General features: G+C 64.1%; 20 protein-coding genes and 1 pseudogene. 16 read left to right on the top strand and 5 right to left on the bottom strand.

Annotated elements, in window-relative coordinates:
- Window positions 1-112 precede the first annotated feature (112 nt).
- The 10 genes from DC31_RS15380 to DC31_RS18820 all read left to right on the top strand — a co-directional run bounded on the left by DC31_RS15380 (window position 113) and on the right by DC31_RS18820 (window position 9,258).
- Entirely contained in the window at window positions 113-1,072 is a 960-nt protein-coding gene (locus tag DC31_RS15380; RefSeq protein WP_051607118.1) for a DUF998 domain-containing protein, read from the top strand.
- 83 nt (window positions 1,073-1,155) lie between these two features.
- Window positions 1,156-1,530, top strand: a complete 375-nt coding sequence (locus DC31_RS15375; RefSeq protein ID WP_036281676.1) for an ArsR/SmtB family transcription factor — start codon at window positions 1,156-1,158, stop codon at window positions 1,528-1,530.
- Window positions 1,527-3,185: a SulP family inorganic anion transporter gene (locus DC31_RS15370; protein ID WP_051607116.1), complete on the top strand. Its 1,659-nt coding sequence runs from the start codon at window positions 1,527-1,529 to the stop codon at window positions 3,183-3,185. The genes DC31_RS15375 and DC31_RS15370 overlap by 4 nt, the downstream gene beginning before the upstream one ends.
- A 79-nt stretch (window positions 3,186-3,264) precedes the next feature.
- Window positions 3,265-4,569: a GAF domain-containing protein gene (locus DC31_RS15365; protein WP_051607114.1), complete on the top strand. Its 1,305-nt coding sequence runs from the start codon at window positions 3,265-3,267 to the stop codon at window positions 4,567-4,569.
- 89 nt (window positions 4,570-4,658) lie between these two features.
- A complete protein-coding gene (locus DC31_RS17245; RefSeq protein WP_152545456.1) occupies window positions 4,659-5,120 on the top strand; it encodes a PucR family transcriptional regulator in 462 nt (153 codons plus the stop codon).
- Window positions 5,121-5,222: 102 nt separating this feature from the next.
- A complete protein-coding gene (locus tag DC31_RS15360; RefSeq protein WP_036281674.1) occupies window positions 5,223-6,488 on the top strand; it encodes a hydroxymethylglutaryl-CoA reductase, degradative in 1,266 nt (421 codons plus the stop codon).
- Complete coding sequence (locus tag DC31_RS15355) at window positions 6,485-7,426, top strand: hydroxymethylglutaryl-CoA lyase (RefSeq protein ID WP_036281672.1); 942 nt, start codon at window positions 6,485-6,487, stop codon at window positions 7,424-7,426. The genes DC31_RS15360 and DC31_RS15355 overlap by 4 nt, the downstream gene beginning before the upstream one ends.
- Before the next feature lie 13 nt (window positions 7,427-7,439).
- A complete protein-coding gene (locus tag DC31_RS15350) occupies window positions 7,440-7,874 on the top strand; it encodes a hypothetical protein (RefSeq protein ID WP_200872951.1) in 435 nt (144 codons plus the stop codon).
- Window positions 7,874-9,094 carry a tripartite tricarboxylate transporter permease gene (locus DC31_RS15345; protein ID WP_200872950.1) on the top strand — a complete coding sequence of 407 codons (1,221 nt, stop codon included), beginning with the start codon at window positions 7,874-7,876 and terminating at the stop codon, window positions 9,092-9,094. Before DC31_RS15350 ends, DC31_RS15345 begins: the two co-directional genes overlap by 1 nt.
- Entirely contained in the window at window positions 9,091-9,258 is a 168-nt protein-coding gene (locus tag DC31_RS18820; RefSeq protein ID WP_200872949.1) for a hypothetical protein, read from the top strand. Before DC31_RS15345 ends, DC31_RS18820 begins: the two co-directional genes overlap by 4 nt.
- Before the next feature lie 60 nt (window positions 9,259-9,318).
- Here the strand turns inward: DC31_RS18820 and DC31_RS15340 are convergent, their stop codons facing one another.
- The 3 genes and pseudogenes from DC31_RS15340 to DC31_RS15330 all read right to left on the bottom strand — a co-directional run bounded on the left by DC31_RS15340 (window position 9,319) and on the right by DC31_RS15330 (window position 13,426).
- Window positions 9,319-9,990, bottom strand: a complete 672-nt coding sequence (locus tag DC31_RS15340) for a response regulator (protein ID WP_036281670.1) — start codon at window positions 9,988-9,990, stop codon at window positions 9,319-9,321.
- A pseudogene (locus tag DC31_RS15335) lies at window positions 9,987-11,449 on the bottom strand (sensor histidine kinase); the annotation flags it as partial. The gene DC31_RS15340 and the pseudogene DC31_RS15335, both read right to left, overlap by 4 nt.
- 36 nt (window positions 11,450-11,485) lie before the next feature.
- On the bottom strand, window positions 11,486-13,426 hold the full coding sequence (locus DC31_RS15330; RefSeq protein WP_235201566.1) for an APC family permease: 1,941 nt from the start codon (window positions 13,424-13,426) through the stop codon (window positions 11,486-11,488).
- 235 nt (window positions 13,427-13,661) lie between these two features.
- Here DC31_RS15330 and DC31_RS15325 point away from each other — a divergent pair, with 235 nt between their 5' ends.
- Entirely contained in the window at window positions 13,662-14,360 is a 699-nt protein-coding gene (locus DC31_RS15325; protein WP_051607102.1) for a GTP pyrophosphokinase, read from the top strand.
- Between the two features lie 95 nt (window positions 14,361-14,455).
- On the top strand, window positions 14,456-16,048 hold the full coding sequence (locus tag DC31_RS15320) for a molybdopterin-dependent oxidoreductase (RefSeq protein ID WP_036281666.1): 1,593 nt from the start codon (window positions 14,456-14,458) through the stop codon (window positions 16,046-16,048).
- Window positions 16,049-16,117: 69 nt separating this feature from the next.
- On the opposite strand, the gene DC31_RS15315 is transcribed toward DC31_RS15320, so the two are convergent.
- Window positions 16,118-17,332, bottom strand: coding sequence for an amidohydrolase (locus DC31_RS15315; protein WP_036281663.1), 1,215 nt, complete (start codon window positions 17,330-17,332; stop codon window positions 16,118-16,120).
- Between the two features lie 24 nt (window positions 17,333-17,356).
- Complete coding sequence (locus tag DC31_RS15310; protein ID WP_036281661.1) at window positions 17,357-18,007, bottom strand: TetR/AcrR family transcriptional regulator; 651 nt, start codon at window positions 18,005-18,007, stop codon at window positions 17,357-17,359.
- 166 nt (window positions 18,008-18,173) lie between these two features.
- Here DC31_RS15310 and DC31_RS15305 point away from each other — a divergent pair, with 166 nt between their 5' ends.
- The 4 genes from DC31_RS15305 to DC31_RS15290 all read left to right on the top strand — a co-directional run bounded on the left by DC31_RS15305 (window position 18,174) and on the right by DC31_RS15290 (window position 22,666).
- Complete coding sequence (locus DC31_RS15305) at window positions 18,174-19,838, top strand: ABC transporter substrate-binding protein (RefSeq protein ID WP_036281658.1); 1,665 nt, start codon at window positions 18,174-18,176, stop codon at window positions 19,836-19,838.
- Between the two features lie 115 nt (window positions 19,839-19,953).
- Window positions 19,954-20,778, top strand: coding sequence for an ABC transporter ATP-binding protein (locus DC31_RS15300; RefSeq protein WP_036281655.1), 825 nt, complete (start codon window positions 19,954-19,956; stop codon window positions 20,776-20,778).
- Window positions 20,775-21,581, top strand: a complete 807-nt coding sequence (locus tag DC31_RS15295) for an ABC transporter ATP-binding protein (protein ID WP_036281654.1) — start codon at window positions 20,775-20,777, stop codon at window positions 21,579-21,581. The genes DC31_RS15300 and DC31_RS15295 overlap by 4 nt, the downstream gene beginning before the upstream one ends.
- Window positions 21,581-22,666 carry an ABC transporter permease gene (locus tag DC31_RS15290; RefSeq protein WP_036281652.1) on the top strand — a complete coding sequence of 362 codons (1,086 nt, stop codon included), beginning with the start codon at window positions 21,581-21,583 and terminating at the stop codon, window positions 22,664-22,666. Before DC31_RS15295 ends, DC31_RS15290 begins: the two co-directional genes overlap by 1 nt.
- Window positions 22,667-22,678: the final 12 nt, after the last annotated feature.

The following is a 22,678-nucleotide window of genomic DNA, read 5'->3' as shown; positions in this document are numbered from 1 at the left end:
GTGGTTCTATGGGGGACATGAACCAGGAACAGCGGATGAGAGCGGAGACCCGGGCGATCTGGGCGACCGTCGTCTGCTTCTTGGTGGGAGCCGGGGCCGGAATGCTGGCGCTGTGGGGAAACCGCGACCGATCGCCGGAGACGGCTCTGTCGGGATGCCGGTCGCAGCAGTCGCAGGGGTGATCGCCGCGGCGTCCTTCGTGGTCAGCACCTTCCTACACCGCCGAGGTCAGAACGCGTCGATGCCCAGGTGGCAGGCGACCATCTCGGCACTGTCTGCCGTCGCGCTGACGATCGCCTTCGCCGGGGTCACCGCACTCGGCGTGCTGCTTGCCAGCGAAGTACTGGGCGTCGGACTGCAGGGGCTCCAGCTTTCTCCCCTCGGAGGCGGCCTTCTCGCCGGAGTCGCCAGCGCGCTCGCCGGTCGGCTGACCTTCGCCGCCGGAATCGGCCTTCGCACCGCAGACCTTGCCGCGCTGCTGTTCAGCTACCTTGTGATCGGTACTCTGTTCGCCATGATCACTGCCGCTGACCCGCGGTGGTGGGAGCGGAACTTCTCGCAGCTCGGCATCGGCGCCGGCGCCTGGGCATTCAACGGCACGCTGCTCGTGGCCGGCATCCTCACCGCCACTGTCGGCTCGTATATCGGACGTGACCTGCACCGCATCCGAGGTGACAGCGCGCTCAGTCGAATCGCCTGGGTCGTCGTCTTGTGGGCGGCGACCGGTGTCGCACTCGCCGCGATCGGGCTGTTCCCGCTCGAGCGGAGCGCACTGCTTCACAACATCGCAGCTTTCAGCACACTCATTCTGTTCGTCGCCGCCGGAGTGATCACCACCCTGTTGATTCCGGGGCCGCCGCGTCCGCTTCTGCTCACCACGATCGGCATCGCGCTGCTGCTCGTCGTCGCGTGTGTGCTGGCCTTCGGCTTTCGGCTCTTCGCCATCACGGTGCTGGAAGCGGTTGTGATCGGTCTCGGGCTGCTCTGGCTCACGACACTCGTGCGCATCCTCGCCGTGCTGACGCCTGCGGGTAGTAGGCCTTCCGCACGGCGGTCTCTGATGCGCGGCTGAGCGCGAGGCCGCAAACCGGTGCACGCACAGCGATGATATGATGGATTTATCACACCATCAGATGATGCTCTACGGGGGAAGCAATGGAACCTGCGCTGACCGATCCGAATCGCCCCCTGTATGAAGTGAAAGCCGGGCTCTTCAAGGGCCTCGCGCATCCCCTTCGCATCCGCATTCTCGAAGTGCTGTCGGCCGCGCCTGAGGCATCAGTCTCAGAGATTCTCGCCGTCACCGACCTTGAGGCCTCGCATCTCTCGCAGCATCTCGCCGTGCTGAGACGCAACAGGCTTGTGCTCTCTGAGCGGCGCGGCAGCCTGGTGTACTACCGACTGGCGTACCCGCAGGTCGCCGACTTGCTTCGTGTCGCCCGTGCGCTGCTCGGTGAAATTCTGCAGACCACGCAGCAGCAGCTAGTCGAACGCGATGGCCTACCGCGGATTCCGGATGTCGTGGCGTGAGCGCATCCTCGCGCGCACGTCAGACAGGTCTTGCCCTGCGGCAATTGCTGCCCAGCGCAGACGATTATCGTGGTGTGCGCCGCACCTGGCGCGGTGATGTGCTCGCCGGCATCACCGTGGGCATCGTCGCTCTGCCGCTCGCACTCGCATTCGGCGTGAGTTCGGGGGCTGGGGCCGAGAGCGGCCTTGTCACCGCGATCATCGCAGGCATCGTCGCCGCGATATTCGGCGGATCCAACGTGCAGGTATCGGGTCCGACCGGCGCGATGGTGGTCGTACTCGCCCCCATCATCGCGTCGCACGGAGCCGGGGCGCTCGCCGCGGTGTGCCTGCTCGCGGGCGTGATCGTGCTGCTGGCCGGTGCCCTCCGCCTCGGTCGCACGATCGCATACATTCCCTGGCCCGTGATCGAGGGGTTCACCCTCGGTATCGCGGTGATCATCTTTCTGCAGCAGGTGCCCACGGCGACGGGTACGGCGGGCGGCGAGAGCACCAACGCCATGGTCGCGGCACTCGAGACGCTGCGCACGATCGACTGGCAGACGCTCGCGTGGTCACTGTTGCTGGTCGCGATCGTCGTGGCGGTGATGCTCCTCTCGCCGCGCATCCACCCGCGCTTTCCCGGTTCGCTCGTCGCGATCCTCATCGCTTCGATCGCCGCGTGGGCATTCGCGCTGCCGGTAGAAGCGATCGGCGAACTTCCTACCGGGCTGCCTGTTCCCACTCTTCCGATGCTCGACGTCGAGACGCTCCTTGCGCTGGCTGGCCCCGCCGTCGCGGTGGCAGCCCTTGCGGCGATCGAGTCGCTCCTTTCTGCTCGGGTGGCGGCTTCGATCTCCGATACCGGCGCGTACGACGCTGACCGCGAGCTCGTCGGGCAAGGGCTCGCGTCCATCGCGGCCGGACTGTTCGGCGGGATGCCCGCAACCGGCGCGATCGCCCGCACGGCCGTGAACGTGCGCGCGGGGGCGCGCTCACGCCTGGCCTCGATCGTCCATGGGCTGCTGCTGCTCGCCATCGTTCTTGTCGGAGCATCCGTCGTCGCCCGTATCCCGCTCGCAGCCCTTGCGGGCGTGCTGATGGTCACCGCGTTCCGCATGATTTCGATCGCCACCGTGCGCACTGTCGTCGGGTCGACGAGAGCGGATGCCGCCGTCTTCATCATCACGGCGATCGTCACGGTCAGCGTCGACTTGATCTACGCCGTGCTGATCGGCATCGCGGTGGCCGCGTTCTTCGCACTCCGTCAACTGGCGCGCGCAAGCGGAGTTCACCGTGAAGAATTGCCCGGCGCTGCGCAGCCGGGAGATGAGCGGATCGCCGTGTTCCGTCTCGAGGGTGCGCTCTTCTTCGGCGTCGCCGAACGGATGCTGGAACGCATCAGCGAACTGCGCGACGTCGAGGTCGTTGTGATCCGGATGTCTCAGCTGCAGATCCTCGATGCGACCGGCGCGCAGGTGATCACCGAGCTCATCACGAGCCTCGAGCGGCGCGGCATCACCGTGCTCGTGAAGGGGATTCAGCCGCGGCATCTCGCTCTGGCTTCACGCGTGGGCGTGCTGTCATCGCTCCGGCATCAGAACCATCTCTTCGATGAGCTCGACGCCGCCGTCGCGCACGCGCGTAGCCATGTGCGGCGGTCGGCGGCATCCTGATTCGTCGGCGGCAGCGATAACGCGTCCGTCGAGGGCTTAGCGGTAGGGCATTCACCGGATGCCCGGGGACAATAGGGGCATGGCAACTGAGCTCTCGCGGATCATTCGTTCGATCGCAGACGGGACGGGAGCCGATCCACGAGCCATCCGCTCAGTGCTCGCTCACGACGTCGAGGCGGCGGAGGCCGCCATCGATCTTGCACGCAAGGTTGACTCGCTCCGTCGGCGAAGCACCGAGTTGCGCGCGGTGATGTCTTCGACGCGCGACCTGCTTTCCATCCCGGATGCTGACTTGATGCTGCAGCGCATCGTTGACCGTGCACGGGAGCTCATGGAAGTCGATGTCGCCTACCTCTCGGTGTACGACTCTGATCACGATGAGCTGCATGTGCGGGCACAGACGGGCACCGTTTCTCCCCGCTTCTTCGGAATGGTGGTGCCCGCCGGCGTGGGGCTCGCTAGCCTTGCGGTGCGCACACAACGTCCGCAGTGGGTGGCGGATTACGAGTCGCTCACTACAGTGCCGCACGACGTGACGATCGACGCCATCGTGCACGAAGAACAGCTGCGTTCGCTACTCGGAGCACCGCTGGTCGTCGGGGGCCAGGTGCTTGGCGTCCTCTTCGCGGCGAGCCGACAACCGCACGATTTTCGCCCCGAGGAGATCTCGTTGCTTTCGGCCTTCGCGGGTCACGCGGCACTCGTATTGCATCTCGCGCAGCTGCTCAAGGATGCGACCGATGCGAGTGCGGAGGCCTCATCGCGGCAACAGGAGGCAGAGTGGGCAGCTTCGCTACACGGCGAGCTGATCAAACTCGTCGTTTTCGGCCATGACACGGATGCCGTCGTTGGTGCCCTAGCCGAGGCGCTTGGCCGTGATGTCGTCTTCATCGATGATGAGGGTTCGACTCTGGTCGGCGATGCTGAAGTTGCGCTAGACCGTCAGTTGCGCGAGGCGGTGGTCGCGGCCGCGGCTACTGGTCGAAGCGTAGAGGTTGCAGACAGTGCCTTCGAACTTGTGACTCCGGTTGTCGCCACGACTGCGCGTTCTGGCGCGCTGCTGGTTTCTCGGGGCGCTCACCCGCTTACCCCAATAGAACGCCGTACAGTCGAGCGCTCCGCTCTCATCGCTGCACTGGTGATGCTGCGGCACAATGCGCTCGCCGACGCAGAAGAGCGAGTGCGCGGTGAGGTCGCCGCTGAATTGTTGCAAGGAGCGACGACGCGAATGGCCGGCGTGCGTCGTGCGGCCGCACGCGGCTATCTGATCGCTGCGCCATGGACGGTCGCCGCGGTGTCATGCGCTCCAGATGAGCGCCAGCGGGTGCTATCGCGCTTGCGTGGGCGGGCAGACTGGCTTGCCGCGCCGGCGCGTTCGGGGTGACTGTACTTGCGCCATCCTCTTCAGAATCGTTGGGGAGCACCGGCAGTGTCCACGACCGTGCTCGCACAGAGGCCGGTCGCATCCAGCAGGTGGTTGGTGCAGCAGGTCCGCTCGTCGTTGCCTCCGTTTGTGAAGGTCTCGATGTCGCTGCTGCCGCGGCTCCTGCCATATGGCAGAGCGCCCAACTGGCGCTCGGGCTCGGCATCGCTGAAGGGGCAATGGACTCGATCACCCTCGCTCCGTATGCGGCGTTGTTTGATGGTGATGGCGTGCGCCTGGGCACCTTCATCGACAGCATGCTGGGACCGGTCAGGGAGTGGGACCGTGCGCATGGATCTGAGCTGCTGCAGACACTGGGCGCGCTCTTTGACGAACGCTGGTCGCTGACCGCCACCGCTCGCGTGCTGCATATTCACGTGAACACCATGAAGCAGCGGATGCAGCGGCTGAACGTGTTGCTCGGCGAAGAGCTCGATCGACCAGAGTCTCGCTTCCGGCTCGAACTGGCGCTGCGCATAGAAAATGCTCGTTCCGCATTGAAAAGTACATAATCACCCACTCGCATATATCTGAAACGGATCTGTTGTATGGGTTTCGATCACTGATTGGCTGTCTAGGTTGGTGACGAAAGCGTCATCCGGAAGGGCAGCAACGTGGCAACCACCTCTCGACTCAGCGGACTCCGCAACCTCAGCGTCGACGATCGTCGAGCGGCCGTGACGGACGCAGTCGGAGGCAACCTCGATCTCGCGTCGCTTGCAGGTAACGGGCTGAGCACGGAACAAGCCGACCGCATGATCGAGAATGTCATCGGCCAGATTGGCATCCCCGTCGGCGTCGCCACCAACGTGATCGTCAACGGGCGCGAGGTTCTGGTGCCGATGGCCACTGAGGAGCCGTCGGTAATCGCGGCGGCATCCAACATTGCACGCATGTCTCGCCGTTTTGGGGGCATTATCACCCGCTCCAGTGAGCCGCTCATGCAGGCACAGGTGCAGTTGCTCGATGTCACCGACATCAACGGTGCACGCGCACGCATTCTCGAGGCTAAGGATGAAATCCTGGCCCTCGCTGACGCACAGGATCCGAAGCTCGTCGAGGTCGGCGGCGGCGCACGCGACCTGCTCGTGCGAATCGTGCAGGGGGTGCTCGACACGCACCTCGTGGTGCACCTCGTCGTCAATGTCGGCGACGCGATGGGGGCGAACGCCGTGAACACGATGGCTGAGGCGATCGCCCCGCGCCTCGCCGCGATCGCGCAGGGTCGTTCGCTGCTGCGCATCCTCACCAACCTTGCCGACATGCGCGTCACTCGTGCTCGGCTCACTATCCACCCCGACGAAGTCGGCGGCGCAGAAGTCATCGCGAACATGATTGCTGGTGCGAACCTCGCATACGACGACCCTTACCGCGCCGCGACCCACAACAAGGGCATCATGAACGGCATCTCTGCAGTCGTGCTCGCTACCGGTAACGACACGCGCGCGGTTGAGGCCGGTGCGCACTCTTACGCCGCTCGTGACGGCCAGTACCGTGCGCTGTCTCGTTTCGAGCAGGACGCCGAAGGCAACCTCGTCGCGACCTTGGAGCTGCCGATGGCAGTTGGCCTCGTTGGCGGCGCTACCAAGTCGCATCCGGCCGCACGTGCAGCCGTCGCGATGACTGAGGTGTCAACGGCCCGCGAGCTGGCCGAGATCGTCGTGGCAGTTGGCCTTGCGCAGAATGTTGCTGCTGTGCGCGCACTTGCCGCAGAGGGAATCCAGCGCGGCCACATGGGATTGCATGCGCGCAACGTCGCCGTCGCAGCCGGGGCGACGGGGGCCGAGGTGGATGCCGTTGCTGCAGCCATCGTCGAACGCCGTGCTGTGCGCGCTGACGTTGCCGAGAGCGTGCTCGCCGAACTGCGGTCGAACCAGTGACCACCACGCGAGAGCTCGGACTGCCGTCCATTTCGCCGCAGCAGGGACTGCCAGATGAGGTGGAAATCTGGGAGGTTGCACCGCGAGACGGGCTGCAGGCGGAGAAGACACTACTCAACGTCGACACCAAGGTCGAGCTGATTGAACGCCTCGCCCGCGCTGGCGCACCGGTGATCGAAGTCGGCAGTTTTGTTCGCGCCGACAGGGTGCCGCAGATGGCAGATTCGGCAGAAGTGTTCCAGAGGGTCAAAGATCTCTCGCCGCGCACTCCCGTACTGGTGCCGAATATGCGCGGATACGAGTTGGCGCTCGCTGCCGGCGCGACAGATATTGCCGTGTTCCTCAGCGTCACAGAGTCATTTTCCGAGGCGAATCTCGGTGCGCCGAGGGAACGTATGGAACCCATCGTCGAGGCAGTAGTTGAGCGTGCAGCAATCGATGGGGTGCGCGTGCGCGGGTACCTGTCAATGGTCTTCGGTGACCCGTGGGAAGGGCACGTCGACACCGCTGAGGTCGTGCGCCTCGCCACCGCGATGCGGTCGTGGGGAATCGCCGACCTTTCGCTCGGCGACACGATCGGTGTCGCGACCCCAGGGCAGGTGAAGCAGACCCTCCGTGCGCTCGTCGGTGCCGGCATCCCGATCTCTTCCCTCGCTTTGCACATGCATGACACCTACGGGATGGCGCTCGCGAACGTATACGCCGGCCTCGAAGAAGGCGTGCGCATCTTCGACGCCGCCGCCGCAGGTGTTGGCGGGTGCCCGTTCGCGAACTCCGCAACCGGGAATCTCGCCACCGACGATCTCGTTTGGATGCTGACAGGTCTTGGCATCCAGACAGGCATCGACCCAGATGCCCTGACCGAGACGAGTGCCTGGCTTTCCCAGGCACTCGGAAAACCCACTACTTCACGAGTCGCAAGGTCGCTGACCCGCTAGAGAGGAATACCCCGTGGCACAACCACAACTTATGGAGGTCTGGGGTGACACGGTCGATGGCCGGCACCTGATGGGCTCTATTGGCCTGGGCATCGGTATCGCCGTGCCCGTGTACTTGCTCGCAGATTGGGGCTTCGGCACCCTGACCGAAGGCGACGCCCTCGGACATTCGTATGCTCTCATCACCGGACTCGCCGCCTGCGTATTCGCGGCAGTCATCGCGGCGCGCATTTTCAAGCCCAAACGGGTCGTGCTCGTAGGCGAAGCGCACAGCGGCTCTCGGGCCGAAGCGATGGATGCCATCGAGGCTGAAATGGGCCCCCTCGGTGACCCGGATGAGCTTCCCGCAGCAACGCTCACTGAGGTGAAGGAACTCGGTCTCTACGACGACCTGCGCGCACAGCACGAGAAGAATGTGCGCCTCGCGGCCGAAGGGAAGGGTGAGTGATGGAATCTTTGCTCGAGCCCGTCCTCTGGGCCATTGGCATGTCGTTGCTGGCCACCATCGCTTTCGCGCTGATTGGCCTGGTTTCCGGAACCGATGAAACGGCCACAATCGCCCCGCTAACACTGTTGGTTATTTTGCTGGGCGTTCCGCCGGTCGGTGTCTTTGCGTTCTTCATGTCTGCGATTGCCGCAAAGCACATTACCCACGCCATCCCCACCACGCTGTTGGGCATCCCCGGTGACACGATGGCTGCACCGCTGCTGCGTGACGCGCAGATGCTGCGCGAACTGGGTGTGCCGCACATCGCGCTGCGCAAGGCGATCTCCGGCGGCGTCATTGCCGCGGTCATCGCTGTTCCGCTGGCAGTGTTCTTTGCCTGGATCCTCACGCCGTTCTCCGGAGCGATCAGCGCGGTCGCGCCGTGGTTGTTCTTGGCAGCTGCCGTCCTCATCGCTGTGCTTTCGAAGGGCCGCTGGGGTGCGCTTCTGGCGTTGATCCCGTTCGTGCTGATTGTGGTCGGCCTGCAGAATTTTGCGGTCGATGCGCTGGGCAAGGGGCTGTCGATCAGCTTCTTCCTCGGTATCGCAATCGGTCCGCTCATCGCTGACCTGGTGCTCGCGTCCACCCCTGCTGGGCGTGTGACGATGAAGCGAGATGCTCCGCGAACCTTCGAGCTCGCCGCAGACGTGCGTACGTGGAAGGGCCGCATGCCTAACCCGTTCCGTGTGCTCGATCGTGGGCAGCTGAGCGGAACGGTCGGCGCGGCAGCGATCTCGAGCGCGACCTTTGTCTTCTCGCCGGTGGCGATGACCGTGCTGATGGGTGAGCTCTTCGCGGGCCGCATCAAGAACGGCTACCGTCGTCTGACCACGATGATGGCGGTGAAGAACGGCACCACCGAGTCGACCTACATCGCGGAAACCCTTATCCCCCTCATCGCGATTGGGCTTCCGTTGTCACCAATGGCAGCAGGGCCCGCGAACCCGCTGTTCAACGCACCACCGGTGTACACGATCAACGCCGAGACGGGCGAAACGAACAACCTGCACAATCTGCTTGAGCCATGGCAGTTCCTCGTGTTCGGTCTGCTGGCGGTGCTGATCGCCGTCATCATCACCTACCCGTTCGCGATGACTCAGGCGCACCGCGCTGCAGCATGGATTATGCAGAAGGTCTCGCATGAAGCGATCATTGGGCTTTCGCCGGCCTCATCGCCGTGATCTGCCTTTATGAAGGCGGCATCATCGCATTGCTGGTGGCGTTGACGATCGGTCTGGTCGGTGGATTGCTGAACAAGCTGTTCCAGATGCACACCGGCGTCCAGTTCATGGGTTACTACGTCGCGGCGCTCACCGTGCCGGCGATCACGGCCCTGTTCGCCTGATTCGCACCGCAAGAATGGCGCTCCCTCCACTTCTGGAGAGGGCGCCGTTCTTGCGTCAAGTCACACCACCAACCGGTAGCCCATCCCCGACTCGGTGAGCAGATGCACTGGCGCGGAAGGGTGCGCCTCGAGCTTCTTGCGCAGCTGCGACATGTAGAGCCGCAAATACCCCGAATCTGACACCTGCTCGCTGCCCCAGATCTCTTTCAGCAGATCCTGTCGGGTGACCAGGGCGCCGGGGTTGCGGCTGAGGTGTTCGAGCATGCGCCATTCGGTCGGGGTCAGGTGCACTCGCGAGCCGCCGCGGGTGACGGCCTTTGCCGCGAGATCGACCACAACATCGCCGAAGTGCACGCTCGATTCGCTCGACCGCGCACCAGCCCGTCGCGACAGCGCACGAAGCCGAGCCAGCAGTTCATCGACCTGGAACGGCTTGGTGACAAAGTCATCGGCGCCGGCATCCAGAGCGGCCACCTTGTCTGCCGAACCGGTGCGTCCCGAGATCACGATGATCGGTGCGTTCGTCCAGCCACGCACTGCCTGAATCACCTGGATGCCGTCGAGCCGCGGCATCCCCAAATCAAGCAGGATGATGTCGGGGCGTGACTGGGCAGCGGCGGTGATCGCAGCCGCGCCATCCGCAGCGGCGACGATCTCGTAGCCGTGCGCGGCGAGCGTGATGCGCAGCGCCCGCACCAGCTGCGGGTCATCGTCGGCGATGAGCAGCTTCATTCCGAAACCTCCTCGGTCGTCAAAGGCTCGGTGGTCAGAGGCTTGGTCATCAAAGGCAAAGAGACGACCATGGTCAAGCCGCCGCCGGGTGTGTCGTCGGGAGTCAGGCTGCCGCCCATCCCCTCGGTGAAGCCCTTCGACAAGGCGAGTCCCAGGCCGAGACCGGTCGCGTTGTCGGTATCGCCGTAACGCTGGAACGGCTGGAAGATGCTGTCGTGACGCTCGAGTGGAACGCCCACTCCGTGATCGATGATGCGAATCTCGGCATGCTCTCCGACGTGCCGGGTCGTGATCGTGACCGGGGTGTCTTTCGGCGCGTAGGCGAGCGCATTGGCGAGCAGATTCACCAGCACCCGCTGCAGCAGCACGGGGTCGGCGCGCAGCGGCGGCAGCTCGGAGTCAAGTGCAAGCTCGATATCCGAAGGGCCGAGCGAGAGCTCATCGAGGGCCGCGAGGATGCTGTCGACGGCATCCATCCGCGTCGCAGAAACGGCAAGAACTCCCGCCTGCACGCGACTCACATCGAGCAGATCGGTGACGAGAACCGACAGCGCAGAGAGGCTCTCATCGGCGGTGGCGAGCAGTTCCGCCCGATCTGAGTCAGAGAGATCGTGCAGACTGCGCAGCCCGCCGACTGCGGCCACTGCGGCGGCGAGCGGGCGACGAAGGTCATGGCTGAGAGCCGAGAGCAGGGCGGTGCGCACCTGATCGGTCTCGGCGAGCGATTCCGCCTCGCGTGCAGTGGCACTGAGGTCGGTGTGCTCGATCGCCGCAGACAGTTGCGCGACAATCACCTCTAGGAGGCGACGGGATGGCTCACCCAGCGGCCCGCCGTGCAGCTCGAGCAGCGCCCGCGGCGTCCCGTCGGGTGCTGCGCCGACCGGCACCGTCGTCGACCTTCCGTCCGACACCGGTTCCCCGTCGCGGGCGAGCACTTCGCCGTCGACCGCGACCAGACGCACACCGCTGAGACCGAACGCCTCTCTGGTGCGGGTGACCAGGGCGAGCACTGCACTTTCACCGCGCAGCACGTTGCCCGCGACAGAGACGAGCAGTTCTGCTTCGGCCGAGGCCCGCTGGGCTGCGCGAGCACGCCGGGCGGCCTGGTCAACGATCAGGCTCACCAGCACGGCGATGATGACGTAGAGCGCCAGGGCGAGAAGATGCAGCGGATGCTGGACGGCGATACTGAACTGCGGTGCCACGAACAGCAGGTCGAGCGTGACACCAGACAACACGGCCGTGAAGACCGCAGGGCGCAGCCCCCCGACAAGAGCAACGATCACAACGAGCAACTGGTACGACAGCACCTCGTAGGTGATCGACTCGGGGCTGCGCAACGCGAGCAGCAGCCACGTCAATAGCGGTCCGCCGACCAGGGCAACGGCGAATCCGAGCACTTCACGGCGCCAGCCGAGGCTCCGCCGGTCGTTCGGGGCAGGGCCGTGCGATCGGCAGCCACTGTGGCCGCAACGGTACTCATGATGTTTGCATCCTAGACTCCGGCGTGCGGCGGACGACCGGCACGGTCCTGGCCGGGGATCGGACGCGAGCGGCGTCCATAGATCAACTCGGAAGAATCGAGCAGCCAAGGCACCAGCGTGATCGATACTCCGTGTACGAGCATCAGCTGGTTCGCGATCCGACGTGCTCGCCGGTTATGCAGCAGGCGTTCCCACCAGTGCCCAACGATGTACTGCGGCAGGTAGACGGTTACGACAGACGATCCGTGCTTCTCGCGATATGCCTTGATGTAGTGTCCGACGGGCTCGGCGTAGGTGCGATAGGGCGATTCGAGGATCACCAGCGGCACCGGAATCTGGTGCTTCCGCCACTCGCGTTGGAGTTCCTCGCTGTCGTCTGTGGCGGACGCGACATGGATGGCGATCGTCTTTTCGTGATCCGCGGCGATCGCATAGTCGAGTGCCTTCAGGACCGGCTTCTGCAACCGGTTCACGAGCACGAGCGCGACGTCACCGGACGATCCGAACCGGGTGGTGTCGTCCACTGCGATCTCATGCTCGACATCCCGGTAGTAGCGCTTGATCCCCACCATCAAAAGTGCGAGCACGGGGATCGCGAAGAACACCAGGTACGCGCCGTGGGTGAACTTCGTGATTGTGACAACGATCAGCACAAGGATGGTGAAGACGGCGCCCACCCCGTTGATGATCAGGCCGGCATGCGCAGAGTGCCGTTCGGATGCCGTCGCAGCAGTCTTCTCCCGCAACTCACCGCGCAGCATCCGACGCCAATGCCGGACCATGCCGAGCTGCCCGAGCGAGAACGACACGAAGACGCCGATGATGTACAGCTGGATCAGCGTGGTCAGCCGTGCCTGGAACACGACGAGAACGGCGATTGCGCCGATCCCCAACAGGATCATGCCGTTGGAGAATACGAGCCGGTCGCCGCGCGTGTTCAGCGCTTTGGGCGCGTAGCCGTCGCGGGCGAGAACCGAACCCAGCAGGGGGAAGCCGTTGAACGCAGTGTTCGCGGCGAGCAGCAGCACGCAGGCGGTCGCGGCCTGCACGATGAAGAACAGCACGCTGCCGCCGCCGAAGGTTGCCGCGGCCACCTGCGCCATCAGGCTCGGCTGCGGGTTCGTGCAGTTGAAACCGATCAGATCGCATGGGTTTTCTGCGTAGTGCACGCCGGTGATGAGGGCGAGGGCAGTGAGACCTGCGAACAGGCAGATCGCGATCGAGCCCATCAGTACGAGGGTCGCCTGGGCGTTGCGCACCTTGGGGGCACGGAAGGCCGGAACGCCATTGGAAACGGCTTCGACGCCGGTGAGGGCCGAGCATCCGCTGGAGAATGCGCGAAGGACGAGCAGAATCACCGCGGCCTGGCTGAGATCCTCGGCGTGCACGGCAAAATCCGCACTCGAGGCGACCGGCGCATCGCCGAGCGCGGTGCGGATCAGCGCGGTGACAATCATGAATCCCACCGACGCGATAAACACGTACGTCGGGATCGCGAAGACAGCGGATGCCTCGCGCACACCGCGCAGGTTCACGATGATGATCACCACCACGAAGCCGACGGCGAGCTCGACGCGCCACGCGTTGAGCCCCGGCAGGGCCGAGATGATGTTGTCGACGCCGGATGCTACGGACACCGCAACGGTGAGCACATAGTCGACCAGCAGGGCGGCGGCGACGACCACTCCGGCGGTTTCACCGAGGTTCTTCGACGCCACTTCGTAGTCGCCGCCGCCGGAGGGGTAGGCCTTGATGAGCTGACGGTAGCTGAGCACGACCACTACCAGCAGAACGATCACGGCCACCGCGACGATGGGTGTGAAAAAGAGGAAGGTCAGCCCGCCGATGAGGAGGATCATCACGAGTTCTTGCGGGGCGTAGGCCACGGAGCTCAGAGCATCCGACGCAAAGATCGGCAGCGCTCGCCGCTTCGGAAGAAGCTGGTCGTTCATCTGCTCGGAGGTCAGGGGTTCACCGATGAGCAGCCGCTTCGCAATTTGCGGTGCATCGGGAGTATCGCGCGTTTCATCAGTCACGAACGACGACCGTACGCCGCATGGAGCTCTGGGGGACGGCATCCTTACGGAATCCCTACGGGTGTCGAGCCCACCCACACGGAATCCTCACGGCATCCGCTGGCCGCGAACGTACAGCCGGTTCTGAACCCCAACGCGTAACGTCGCTTTCATGACGACCATCGAGGTCACCGAAGAAACCATCCGGCAAACCCGCGAACTGCGAGACGAGTTTCAGAAGTTCCTGCGCGAGTACGAGTTCGGGATGCGCGAGGTCGAGACGAAGATTTCCATCCTGCGGGATGAATTCACTCACGATCACGAGTACAACCCGATCGAGCACGTGAAGAGCCGGCTGAAGACTCCAGACAGCATCGTGGAGAAGATCGCGCGCAAGGGCATCGAAGAGCCCGACTTCGATCGCATCCGCGAAGAGATCACCGACATCGCTGGCGTCAGGGTCACCTGCAGTTTTGTCGCGGATGTGTACCGGCTGTTCGATCTGCTCACCCAGCAAGACGACATCACCGTGCGTGTGGTTAAGGACTACATCGCCTCTCCCAAGCCCAACGGCTACAAGAGCCTGCACGCCATTATCGACGTGCCGGTATTCCTGTCGACCGGGCCGTTGCTGGTGCCGGTCGAGGTGCAGTTTCGCACCATCGCGATGGATTTCTGGGCGAGCCTCGAGCACAAGATCTACTACAAGTTCGCCAATCAAGTTCCCTCGCACCTCGTCCAGAGCCTGTCGGATGCGGCGGATGCGGCCTCTGAGCTCGACAGCCGTATGGAGCGACTGCACCGCGAGGCGCACGGCGAACCCTTACGGCAGCTCGCGCCGCCGCCCCCTCCGCACGTCGTCGAGGTCTGACCGATCGTCGCAGTCTGCCCCCGCGTCACATCCGATTGCGCCTCGTCTCCGAATAACTGGGGAGAACGCCGAAACCGGCGACAGAGGAGACGACCGTGACCCAGCGCAGCAGTGCTAAACGATTCATCTTGTGGTCTGCGCTCGCCGGCGTGATCGGCGGTGGCGTGTTCCTGGCAACGGCGGAGCTCTTCGCGCTGTTGTTCGCCCGTGCGGCTAGCCCCATCCTCGCGGTGGGCGGGTTCGTGATCGACATCGTGCCGCAGCCCTTCAAGGAGTTCGCGATCGCCACCTTCGGCGAGTACGACAAGATCGCCCTGTTGGCCGGGCTCGGCCTTGCCGTATTCATTGCCTCCGCGATCTCGGGAATCCTGCAGTTCGTGCGCCCTCCCCTGGGCGCCGTCGCGTTGGTCATCGCTGGCGCGCTCTCGACCGCGGCAATTCTGACTCGCGCTGGTGTGACGCCGCTCGCCTTTCTTCCGCCGGTGTTAGGTACAGTCGTCGGCGTCCTTGTTCTCGTCCTTCTCTGCCGCCGGCTGCGGGCGTGGCGGGATAGCGCAGTTGGTACGGCGAACGCAGGCGCCTCCACCGGCCACGCCGACGGTGAGAGGACCCCGACCGGTGTCGACCGGCGGCGCTTCTTCGTCCTGGCGGCAGTTGCCGGTGCATCCGCCATCATCGTCGGTATCACCGCCCGCACTGTCAGCATGGCGGTGGCATCTGTCGAGTCGATCCGCAGCGCTCTGCGCCTGCCGTCCCCGCGCTCGAGAGTGACGGTGCCGTCCGGCGCCGAGCTCGACGTTCCTGGGCTGAGTCCGCTCTTCACCCCGAATGAGGACTTCTACCGTGTCGATACCGCGCTCACCGTGCCGACGATCGACCCCGAGACCTGGCGTCTCGTGATCGACGGCATGGTCGATCAGCGGGTGGAGCTGAGCTTTCAAGACATCCTCGACATGGGGCTCGACGAATACGCCATCACGCTGACCTGCGTCTCGAACGAGGTCGGTGGCGAGCTGGTGGGCAACGCGATGTGGCTCGGCGTGCCGCTGCGCGATGTCCTTGCCAAGGCCGGGCCGCAGTCCGGAGCTGACATGGTGCTGTCGCGCAGCGTTGACGGCTACACCGCGAGCACGCCGCTGTCTGCTCTGACCGACGACGGTCTCGACGCGATCCTGGCGGTCGCCATGAACGGGGAACCGCTGCCTCTCGAGCATGGATTCCCCGTGCGGATGGTCGTTCCTGGTCTCTATGGATACGTGTCGGCGACCAAGTGGCTCACCGAACTCAAGGTCACGACCTTCGCCGACGACGAAGCGTATTGGACGCCGCGCGGATACAGCGCGGAGGCGCCGATCAAGTTCTCCTCGAGGGTCGACACCCCGAAACTCGGCGCAGCTGTTGAGGCCGGGCGCATCCCGATCGCCGGTGTCGCTTGGGCTCAGAGCGTCGGAATCGAGAGCGTCGAGGTGAGCATCGACAACGGAGACTGGGTTGCGGCCACGCTCTCGGCACCCGTCAATGAAGACACTTGGGTGCAGTGGCTGATGGAGTGGGATGCCACCCCCGGAACGCACTACGTCGCCGTCCGCGCGATCAACAAGAACGGCGACATGCAGGTCGAAGAACGAGCGCCGATTGCGCCGGACGGGTCTTCTGGGTGGCAGCGTTCGCTCATCCGCGTCAACTGACCCGTTCCGCCCGGACTCTGGTCGCCGCTCAGGAGTTGTGCCGGCACGAGGAGAGTCGGCGGGGCGTCGTCAGTCCAAAAACTCCCTGACTGCGGTAGCCATCGCCGTCACTCCGACCTCGATTGTTGGGTGGATCACCGGTGCGAAGTACGACGAGTGGTTCGTCGGGATGTCGCTCGCGACGCTGTCGTTCTCGACCGCAGCCGCGAAAGTCGCCGGATCCACTCCACCCCAGAACCAGAACACCAGGGGTGCTCCGGCATCACGAGCGAACCACGATACGTCTTCACTGCCGGTGAACATGCCGGGATCAACAACCGTGCCTTCGCCGAGTGCGCGGTCCATGGCCGCGGTGAGCCGTGCCGTAGCATCTGCGTCGTTGATCGTCGGCGGGAGCCGGTGATCGGTGTGGAACTCGGGCTCACGCTCGGCGCCGGATGCCGTAGCCTCTGCCCGCACGATGCGCTCGACGCTGGCGATCACCTTGGTGCGCATCTCTTCGGTCGCATACCGCAGGCTCAACTCGAGCTTCGCCTCGGCCGAGATGATGTTGTTCTTGGTGCCGGCGTGGATGGAGCCGACAGTGACGACCGCGACTCCCTGCGGGTCAATTTCGCGTGAGGCGATGGTCTGCAGGCGCATGACGGTGGCCGCAGCCATCACCACAGGATCGATCGTGGTGTGCGGGCGCGAGCCGTGCCCACCGCGGCCGTGCAACGTGACGGTGATGCCGTCGGCCGCAGCCATCTGCGGCCCAGGTCGCACACCGATCGTGCCCACGGGGAGCGGTGTGACGTGCTGCCCGAGCACGATGTCTGGTTTCGGGTAGCGGTCGAGGATGCCAGCATCCAGCATCGCGCGCGAACCGGCGCCGTACTCCTCGGCCGGTTGGATGAGCACGACAAGGGTTCCCGACCAGTCGGCGCGGTCGGCAACAAGTTTTTCGACGGCGCCGATCATCGCGGTCACGTGCATGTCATGGCCGCAGGCGTGCATGATCGGCACGGTGTGGCCCGCGGGGTCGATGCCGGTTGCCGTGCTCGCATAGGCGAGACCGGTCAGCTCTTCGACGGGCAGGGCATCCATATCGGCGCGTGCCCAGACAACGGGGCCGGGGCCATTCTCGAGCACGGCGACAACTCCGGTGATCCCGACGCCCTCTTCGACTTCGAGTCCGAGATCGCGCAGATGTTGGGCGGCGATGCCCGCTGTGCGCGTTTCTTGGAAAGAAAGCTCCGGATGCCGGTGCAGGTCGATGTACAGTGCCTCAAGGTCGATGCTCATGGGCCGAGCCTATCGACGTGTGCGTCAGGCGGTGCGGGTAAAAGTCTCAAGCTCCGGACCGGGTTGCAGCACGGCATTCACGATCGCTCGGATCGCAAACTCGCTGGCTGCGCCGAGCTCGACGGTGTCGGGATGCAGGAGCCACTGCAGCTGCAGGCCATCCATGACGGCAAGAATGCTGGCCGATGCCGCTGAGATCGTCTGCGGATCGGCGACGCCCTTTTGCACGCACAGCTCGTGCAACGCCTCGGATGCCTCTCGCCGCAACGTCGTATAGCGCTCCTCGAAGTACTCCCGCCCCGGGTGGTCGTCGGTCACGGATTCCGACGACAGCACGGTGTAGGCCTGCACGATACCGGGGCGCTGCTCGTTGGCGAATGCAGTGCGCACGAGGTGCAGAAACAACTCCGGTCCGCCCGGAATGTGCTGCTCGACGAGGTCGGCGACGTCGGCCTGATCGCGGTAGGCGAGTACCTCGAGCAGCAGATTCTGCTTCGAACCGAAGTGGTGCAGCACGCCAGCGTGCGTCATCCCGACCTGCTCGGCGACGTCGGCAAGGGTCCCGTTCGTCGAGCCCTTGTTGCCGAAGATTTCGACCGCGGCCTTTAGGATTTCTGTGCGCTTGAGGCGGGTGGCAGGACGAGTGCGGGTTGTGTCCTGCGTGTCACTGGCCATGGCATCCTCCTGAGCTGAGTGTAACGGTCTGGTAAGCGGTACTTGCAAGCTTACTTACTTGTCGGTAACCTCACATTCAGTTTACTTTCTCACTGGTAAGCAAAGCTCTACCCGAGTACCGCAGCTCGTCCACCCCTGCACAATGACCCGTGCCCAAGGAGAAGCAATGAAGCTCAGCAAATCACTGATTGCGATCACCGCAATTACCGCCATCAGCGTCGGTGCCCTCGCCGGATGCTCCCCATCGGGAGGCAGCGACGGAGGGTCTGGCTCTACCGGTGCCGCCCTCACGATCGCCAAGCCGGACGGTGCGATCACCACTGAATCGCACAACCCCTACCTCGGCGACTCTTCGGCGTCGAAGTACGGCTACGCCAAAGTCATCTTCGAGCCTCTCGCGCTCGTAAACCCGACCGGCGACCTCGCCACCACCCCGTGGCTGGCCGAGTCTGTCGAGTGGAACGACGATTACACCGAGCTCACCGTTGTCCCGCGCAGCGGTGTCAACTGGAGCGACGGCACAGCGTTCACCGGTGACGACATCGTCTTCACCTTCGACCAGTTCCTCAATGGCACGCTCACAGACTCCGCGGGCCTGAACTACCAGGGTGCGACAGTCGACGGCGACAAGATCACTCTGAAGTTCGGCGACTCGAAGTACACCGCCCAGGCGCGCGTGCTGCACACCCCGATCGTGCCCCAGCACATCTGGGAGAACATCGAAGACCCCAACACCGACCCGCTCACCGGCGAAGGCCTTGCTGTCGGCACCGGTCCCTACGTGCTGTCGAACTGGACAACCGAATCGGTGACCCTGGCGGCGAACGAGGACTATTGGGGCGGCGAGCTGGCCGTTCCCACGCTCAACTACGTCTCCTACGGCGACAATGCAGCACTCACCACTGCCCTTGCGTCCGGCGAGGCGGACTGGGCGCAGGCGTTCCTTCCGCAGATCGAAGACAGCTACCTGTCGGTAGATGAGGACAACCACTTCCTGGTCTCGCCCACCGCTGGCGCCGGAACACTGTTCTTCAACCTGCAGACCAAGCCCTTCAACAACCCCGCTCTCCGCGAGGCGCTGGCTTGGACGATTGACCGTCAAGCGTATGTCGACATCGCTCGAGAGGGCGCCAGCGAAGTGATCTGGAACGTGACCGGACTCGGAACGCTCCTCGAGGACGAAATTGTTCCCGACTACCAGGATGTGAACTACGAGGTCAACGTTGACAAGGCGAAGAGCATCCTCACCGACGCGGGCTACACCTGGAAGGACGAGGCGCTGATCGACCCGGATGGCGAGGCTGTCTCGTTCTCGATCTCCGTCCCCGCCGGATGGAGCGACTGGAACACTGAGCAGGCTCTCATCGCCGAAGAGCTCGACAAGTCTCTCGGCATCGAGGTCAAGGTCGACCAGCCCGACTGGGGCGGTTGGGACGCGGCGCGTCAGGAAGGCTCTTTCCAGGCGATCATCCACTGGCTCGAAGACACCGGCAACGCCTATGGTCTTTACACCTCGACCATGGACCCGAAGTGGATCGTCGACGACAAGGCGCAGTTCAACTTCGGCCGGTACGACAACCCGGCAGTGACCGAAGCGCTCAATACCTACGCCAACGCGTCGTCTGACGAAGACCGTCAGGCCGCCGTCGCTGTGTTGCAGAAGGCATTTGTCGAAGACGTACCTGCGATCCCGCTGGGCGCACACCCGCTGCTCGGCCAGTTCAACACTCGCAATTACGTCGGCTTCCCGTCCGAAGATGACCAGTACGCCTCGGCCGACCCGACGCAGCCCGGTATCGTGCAGATTCTTACCAACCTGAAGGCGAAGTAGGGCGTTCGGTAGCTGAGCCTGTCGAAGAGTCGGATGCCATCCGCTACCGGATGCTTCGACAGGCTCAGCTACCGTCCTGCTGTCCACGATTCGCCCACGCACGAAGGCTAAATCCATGCCAGACACCCTGCTGTCCGTCCGCGACTTCTCCGTCGTGTATGACGTTGACCCGCCCGTCGAGGCGGTGAAGAACGTCTCCCTCGAACTGAAGCGCGGTGAGATTCTCGGCCTTGCCGGTGAGAGCGGCTGCGGCAAGACCACACTCGCCTACGGTGTGCAGCGTCTCCTCAAGGCCCCGGCGGTAATCACGAGCGGCTCCGTCGTCTTCCACGATGCCGCTGGCGATGACATCGATGTGGGTGCTCTAGACATCGAGCAGATGCGCAGATTCCGGTGGGACAAAATCTCAATGGTGTTCCAGGGCGCGATGAATGCGCTGAACCCCGTCACCACCATTGGCGCGCAGCTGGAGGATGTCTTCGAAGTCCACCGCCCCGGAATGAACAGGAAGCAGCGCCGAGAGGCCGTCGTCGAGCTTCTCGAGATCGTGAAGGTGGGCGCGCAGCGCGTCCGTTCGTTCCCGCACGAGCTTTCCGGGGGCATGCGTCAGCGCGTGATGATCGCGATGGCGCTGGCCCTTCGGCCCCAGCTGATGGTGATGGATGAGCCTACGACGGCGCTCGACGTGCTCGTGCAGCGCGAGATCCTTCGTCAGATCTCACAGCTGCGCGCGGAGTTCGGCTTCTCGGTGATCTTCATCACCCACGATCTTCCGCTGTTGCTGGAGATCAGCGATCGCATCGCGATCATGCGTGAAGGGGAGATCGTCGAGCTCGATACCGCCGAGCGGATCTGGCGCTCGCCGCAGGACGAATACACCAAGACCCTACTTTCGTCGTTCCCACGTCTCACCGGTGAGAAGGGCGTGGTGGTGCGATGAGCGTCCTCGAACTGCGACACGTCACCAAGGTCTACAACGTCCGTGGGGCAGGTCAACTCACCGCACTCGACGATGTGAGCTTCACCCTGCACTCAGGCCAGACAATCGGTCTGGTCGGACAATCGGGTAGCGGCAAGTCGACGATCGCGAAGATCCTGACGCAACTCGAGACGCCGACCAGCGGCGAGGTGCTGCTTGATGACAAACCCATTCCGCGCCGAGGCCGAGGCCTGCGGAAGTACCGGCAACAGCTGCGAATGGTCTTCCAAGACCCGTTCGCTTCACTCAACCCGTACCACTCCATCAGATACCACCTCGAACGCCCCCTGCGTCTAGACAACGTGGTTGCGAAGGCGGAGACGGAGGCGGAGGTGCGTTGGTTGCTGGAGCGTGTTCGATTGGTTCCTGATGCCGTGATCGACCGCCGACCTCACGAGCTGTCTGGCGGACAGCGTCAACGCGTGGCGATCGCCCGAGCGCTGGCCTCGCGACCGAAAATCCTGGTCGCTGACGAGCCCGTATCGATGCTTGACGTCTCGATCCGTCTGGGAGTGCTGAACCTGCTCGCCGACCTGCAACGCGAAGAGGGGCTAGGCGTGCTGTACATCACGCACGACCTCGCCACCGCGCGGCATTTCAGCGACGAGATCATGGTGCTCAATCAGGGCAGGATCGTCGAGCACGGCACTGCAGACGATGTCATCCTGCGACCGCAGGACCCCTATACCCAAGAACTCCGCGCGGCATCCCCAGACCCTGAGCGGCATTTTGCATCGATGACCAGCGAATTCGGAGGCAAATGATGACTGCCGTTGAACCCCAGCTTCCCCTCGCAGAATCCCCCTCAACGGCCGTCGAGATCGGCACCACCGCGACGAAGGTCATCGCAGGCAGATCACGCATTCCGTGGGGATTCCTCGGCGGTCGCGCAGCGTTCTACCTCTTCACGCTGTGGGCGGCGTTGACCATCAACTTCTTCCTGCCTCGGATGATGAAGGGCGATGCGGTCAGCCAGTACCTCGCGCGCAACCGCAACGTTTCTCCGGAAGCTGCGGACGCGCTGCGCGCGCTTCTCGGGCTGGACACCGATAAGTCCCTGTTCCAGCAGTACCTCGATTACTGGGGTCTGCTGTTGCACGGCGACTTGGGTGTTTCGCTGCTGCACGGGCTGCGGCCGGTAACTGAAGTGATCAGTCAGGCGCTTCCGTGGACCGTGGGCCTGGTGGGCTTCGCGACGATCGTGTCGTTTGCGATCGGCACCATAGGTGGCGGAATCATCGGTTGGCGACGCGGGGGCAGGCTTGATGCACTCATCCCCATCACCACGTTCCTGAGCACAATTCCTTACTTCTGGCTGGGGCTGCTCGCGATCGCCGTTTTCTCGGTGAACCTCGGCTGGTTCCCGATCGGCAAGGCCTACGGCATCGGGACGTCGCCGGGCCTCACCCCCGAGTTCATCGGGCAGGTCATCCATCACGGCACGCTCCCCGCCGCGACGATCGTCATCGCATCACTCGGCGGCTGGATGCTGGGGATGCGCAACATGATGCTCACGGTGCTCGATGAGGACTACATCACCGTCGCTCAGGCCAAGGGCATGCCGCAACGGCGTGTGCTCTGGGGGTACGCGGCCCGCAACGCGGTTCTGCCGCAGATTCAGAGCTTCGCACTCTCGATCGGCTTCATCGTGGGCGGCACGATCGTGATGGAGATGGTGTTCAGCTACCCCGGGGTGGGCAAGCTGCTACTGGATGCCACCAACGCCAAGGACTACGCGCTGATGCAGGGCGTGTTCCTGGTCATCACTCTCTCGGTGCTGGTCGCGAACATCGTCGCTGATATCGCCTACGCGTTCCTTGATCCGCGCACGCGCCAGACGGAGGCCTGAACAGTGACCACC

Source organism: Microbacterium sp. CH12i (genome assembly GCF_000685355.1).
Lineage (GTDB): Bacteria > Actinomycetota > Actinomycetes > Actinomycetales > Microbacteriaceae > Microbacterium.
Note: the sequence above shows the minus strand (reverse complement) of the source record. Positions and strands in the feature narration are given on the sequence as shown.